The sequence below is a fragment of the Leisingera sp. MMG026 genome (assembly GCF_021654205.1).
Lineage (GTDB): Bacteria > Pseudomonadota > Alphaproteobacteria > Rhodobacterales > Rhodobacteraceae > Leisingera.
Map to the genome: position 1 here is coordinate 1 of NZ_JAKFZM010000096.1, position 4492 is coordinate 4492.

The 4492-nt window shown below is 58.7% G+C and carries 5 protein-coding genes; 1 reads left to right on the plus strand and 4 read right to left on the minus strand.

Annotation, left to right across the window (positions count from 1 at the left end; genetic code table 11):
• The 4 genes from L1069_RS23405 to L1069_RS23420 form a co-directional block, all read right to left on the minus strand.
• The coding region (locus L1069_RS23405) for a hypothetical protein (RefSeq protein WP_237457246.1) at nucleotides 1-344 on the minus strand (344 nt) is incomplete at its 3' end.
• Nucleotides 325-2487, minus strand: a complete 2163-nt coding sequence (locus L1069_RS23410; RefSeq protein WP_237457247.1) for a Mu transposase C-terminal domain-containing protein — start codon at nucleotides 2485-2487, stop codon at nucleotides 325-327. The genes L1069_RS23405 and L1069_RS23410, both read right to left, overlap by 20 nt.
• Complete coding sequence (locus tag L1069_RS23415; protein WP_237457248.1) at nucleotides 2487-3179, minus strand: Tn7 transposase TnsA N-terminal domain-containing protein; 693 nt, start codon at nucleotides 3177-3179, stop codon at nucleotides 2487-2489. Before L1069_RS23415 ends, L1069_RS23410 begins: the two co-directional genes overlap by 1 nt.
• Nucleotides 3180-3379: 200 nt before the next feature.
• Nucleotides 3380-3622, minus strand: a complete 243-nt coding sequence (locus tag L1069_RS23420) for a helix-turn-helix domain-containing protein (RefSeq protein ID WP_237457249.1) — start codon at nucleotides 3620-3622, stop codon at nucleotides 3380-3382.
• 234 nt (nucleotides 3623-3856) lie between these two features.
• Here L1069_RS23420 and L1069_RS23425 point away from each other — a divergent pair, with 234 nt between their 5' ends.
• Nucleotides 3857-4462, plus strand: coding sequence for a helix-turn-helix domain-containing protein (locus L1069_RS23425; RefSeq protein WP_237457250.1), 606 nt, complete (start codon nucleotides 3857-3859; stop codon nucleotides 4460-4462).
• Nucleotides 4463-4492: the final 30 nt, after the last annotated feature.

The window sequence follows — 4492 nt, forward strand, 5'->3', positions numbered from 1 at the left end:
CCCGCCGCGTGCAGCGCAGCCGTAGCGACGAACTTCATCGTGGCGGGCGAAGGCACTTTGAGACTGATCATCTCATTCACGCCGTCCGGGTCGTCATACACCAATCTTTTCCGATAGCGTCGCCTCAGCTCCTGAATGGCCGTCGTCTTGCCGGCCCCTGAGCGACCGACGAGGACGATGCCTCTGAGGTCCGATACAATGCCCTCGGCGAGGTCCGCGCGCCTCTGTTCGAGCAACTGGTCGAAATACTCATCGAGGCGATCGTAGGCCATGGTCGGAACATACGCGCCCCGAATGTCCTGAATGATCTGCCGGACTTCAGGATTACTCTTGTTCGTCTTCATCACTGAATCTCCATTCGGTTTCGGGATCATTGGGCAGCGAGAACTGGTCGGAAGGGTCGTTGACCGGGGGCACCCCCTCGATGATCGCTCCCTTTGACGCAGCAATGTCGGAGAGCGAGCCGGTCAGGCTTGCCGTCCCCGCGGCTGCTGGTTTCTCGACGACCTCGCCGGGGACGACCCCGAAACTCAGGCCGTAAAAGCTTTCGTGCTCCGCCCTGCGAATATCTTTTGCGGACACAGTCAGTGGGCCAATCTGGCGCCTCGCGCGTTGGTGGTTGTCGATCTGCTTGATGCGCTCGAGGGCCGCATCAACGACTTCGATATGGAGGCGTGCAGCAGCCTTGTTCGACCGTCGCAACTCCCGGATGGCCGCGTCCCAGACGGCGAGCGAAGTCCCACGCGCATTCGGCAAGCCCGCCGGAATCGTGTGCCATGCCTCATCGAACCAGGCAGAGACGTACCCCATGTCCTCCGGATCAATGCGAAGATCGATTTTCTGCGCACCCCGCCGCTGGAAAAAAGCGGCGAGCTTACGGCTCGTATAGGCGATGCCGCAGACGAGAACGCCGTGACGACCAAGTTGACGCTTCTGCGGGATGCCGAGGAAATGGCGGAGAACATGAGGTGACCTGGCCGGGCTGTATCCGTAGTGCCCCATCAACCGGTCCCAGGTATCTGCAGGTGTCGCGTAATCCAGCCCACGATGCGACCGGTGGTGGTAGGCATCTACAACGAAGCAGACCAGCACCTCTACGATGCTGTCCGCGGTATGAACCACGTACTTGTCCGACGGATAGTCGCCGCGTTCCTGCGGATTGCTAAACGTTCTGCCGGTCAGAAACTGCATGAGCCCGGTGCCGAATGTCCGAAAGAGGCGCTCAACGCGTCCCCGCAGCTTGGGCACGCCTGCTGGCAGCACTTCATATGCAATCCCGAGGTCTGTGAGCGCGGCTTTGAAGTCCGCGTTGACGAACGAACCTCCGTTATCCACGGCCACGCAGAAAATGTGGCCGTGCTGGCTCCACTGCTTCTTGCACCCGAGCTGTTTCGATATCTCGCTTTTGTTCCGCATAGCCAACCATAGGGTCGCCAATGCCGTCTCGACGTCAGACTCCGTTCTGCTCATCTTTATGGCCAAGATCACCCTCGTCGCCGCGTCGATTGCGACGCAAATCCAGAAACGCCCTTTACGAAGTTCGTCGAACTTCTGGTCGCTTACGTCGACGCCAGCGTCCTCCAGCACGGCGATGAGGTCGATCAGCCACTCATCCATTTCGATACGCTGCAAGGGCGCTTCGATCTCAAGACCCTGACCGTAAGGTCCCAGCTTGTTCTTGGCCGCGGCCACCCCTTCTCGGGCCGCGCAGGTTTCAAACTGGTGCAGCTCTTCTATGCGGCGATAAACGGTCCTCGTGGACACTTCGCGTTCTGGGAGCAGATCATTGAGTACGAGTGATTTGCTCAGCTCACGAATGGCACGATTTGCCTCGTCGGCCACGTGACGAACATTGACCTGGTTGGGGTGCAGATATGTTTTGATCGCCGTCTGCAGGACATTCTCAACCTGAGAGGAGATCCGCTTGGCATTGCCACCGTTGAACCGGCTTTTCTTGACGAAACACATGGGGTCACGTGTTTTCTGCCATTCTCGCACCCAAGCCATGAGGGCTGTCCGCCCTGGATGCTTCATGGATAGGAGCTTTCCCAGCTCCGCCCCATCCCCACCAAGGCGTATTTGCTCCAATATTTTGGCCTCGACACGTTTCCCCAACTCAGAGAGAAATGCGACGCACGGGTCATTGGAACGGTTTACTTCGCCATTCGCCTCCGCTTCGAGAAAGCACTCAACGTAAAGCTGCTTGCGGAAAACCTGAGCCTTCTCGGCTGCTCCCATCCCGCTGATAAGCGAGCTGCCCGCCAAGGCTCGGCGGGCAGCTTGCGCACCGGAAAAATAACCGTACTCGATGGTAGCCTTGCACTCATCGAGCATGCGCTTGATGTCGGCATGACTGAAGCAGAGCAGGTCCGAGCTGCCATCCAAAGGACGCAGCTCCAAAGTGCTATCCGAGACGGCGCTGACCACATGGACGGTGCCGCCCGCGACCAGCGCATCTGATTTGCTGATACGTAACCTGACCGCCATCAATGCACCTGCGGCATCGAGAGCATACTGGCCTCGGTCACGGGGAAGGACAGGTTCGTCATGACAATTCCGTCGAAGATCGCTTTGAAGCCTGCGCGGAATGCCCTCCCCTGCAGACCGGTCGCGGCAACAACCTGCCCCAGAGACATTTCGCAGTTCATTCCTCGGAATACCTGCTGAACCGCCGCATCTGCTTCGGCATCCTCAACCTGACGGAACATATGAAGCAATTCCGCATTGCGCACTTCCGCTGCGGAGAAGCTACTGTCCGTGACGAGCAGCAAGTCGTCCGCGAATTGCTTCGCGGTCTGCGCCTTGATCAGCGTGAACTCGCGGTCGAAGCCATTTCGTTCGACCAGCCTATCCGGCTTGACGGCAATCGCGATCCTTTTGCCATCGTCCAACGTGGCCAGGAAGTCGAAGGTGTGAGGCTTCAGCTTCCCATCTTGGTTTCTATAGGTGATCTGAGGCGGCTGGTCCCAGACGTCGACGACCGCATGCTGGGAGAGCAGCACCAAAAGACATTTTCGCTCAAGGTGGCTCTCAAAGATCAGCTGCCGCCAGGCGGCCTGGGCACGCAGTTTCGCGACAAGAAACCCCCGTGCGCTCGCCCGCGATCGGGCCGGGAACATCCGGGTCGCGCGCGTCCGCTCGGGCGGGGCGTACGGCCCCCCGATATCTTCGTCATACATAGGCTGTTGCTCCCGGCACCGCAGGCATACCTGCCGGTGCAACGGGGTCCTCTTTCATGGAGACATGGAGCCCCGGCCCGCAGAAGTCTCTGCACGCTTGACCGGGGCCGAAAGTTGGGTCATGAATGAGGTGTATCCGGCTACAACTTGATACACCTGAAGGGCCTTTGGAGCGTCAACTCCTCGGGCCCTTTGCTTTTCTAGGTCATGTTCGCTCCTTCCTCTTGGTCCGCAGGAAACAACGCCTCCGGCGGCATACCGACGGCCAGTGCCAGCGCTTCTTCAATGCGCTTAGACCGGCACATCCGCTTACCGACCAAGGTCAGCGCAGAGTCACTGACACCGAGTTCTCGCGATATCTGCGCCAGTGATGTCCCCCGGATCCTGAGTTCCGCCTTCAGACGCTCGTGAGCATCCAGATCTTCCTTTGTCGGGGTGCGCATCGGGGCGATCTCCTAGTTCTGAGAGAGCAAAAGAGCAGGACTCTCCATCCAGTTAAGGAACTCCATCTAAACCGGTCAATCTCGCAAGACGCTGTCTTAAAACAAAAAACTATCCGGACCATTCGGTCCGTACGGACCGAATGGTCCGCCCGCGTTGTTTTCTTGACCGCTGACCAGCGTGCCGAGCTAAGGTTCCTGAGAGGTACGAACAGCTCAGGCACTGGATCACCGGATTTGGCTACTCCACTAGAAGATCACGAATCGATTGCTCGGCGGGTTGGTGCGGCCAACCTGCTGGCCATTCGTGTATACACCGGATTGAGCCAGGCCCAGTTCTCCGCGGCCATCGGGCTCTCAGACCGCGCCCTACGCCGCTATGAGCGCGGGGAACGCGAGCTACCCCAGGCTGCGCGGCTGGCTATTATTCAGGTATTCAAGATCGACCCTCTTGCCAGCGACCAACTGGCCGCCGCGGTTGGGCTGGACGGCGTTGAGCCGTCTCCAAGCGCTACGACGCGGACGGGGATGCAGGTAGATTTTTGGGTGGCGCTTAGACGAGAAGGTCAGGACTTCAGGGAACAAAACTACTCTCCACTCGGACAGCTTTTTCTGAAGACCCGAGACTGCGCCTATCTCAGCGCAACGATGTACTTCGCAGCCAAGCACATCGCGTTGGCGTTCGATCTCCCCTTTGGCTTCGAGACCAATGGCATCGACTGGGTGTTCCTCGGAGCCTTCCTTGTGATCGTGCTCCTGTTCTCGTCAGTCGTCGCAGAGCTGCCTTTACTCAAGATCGTCAGGCATCTTCTAACAAGCGTTAAGGATGGTAGGGCCTTATAGGTGCGCAAGGGCATACTGGTAGGCAATATC

Coding starts and splice junctions, on each gene's coding strand:
- L1069_RS23410 (WP_237457247.1), bottom strand. CDS start 2,487: ATGGCGGTCAGGTTACGTATCAGCAAATCAGATGCGCTGGTCGCGGGC.
- L1069_RS23415 (WP_237457248.1), bottom strand. CDS start 3,179: ATGTATGACGAAGATATCGGGGGGCCGTACGCCCCGCCCGAGCGGACG.
- L1069_RS23420 (WP_237457249.1), bottom strand. CDS start 3,622: ATGCGCACCCCGACAAAGGAAGATCTGGATGCTCACGAGCGTCTGAAG.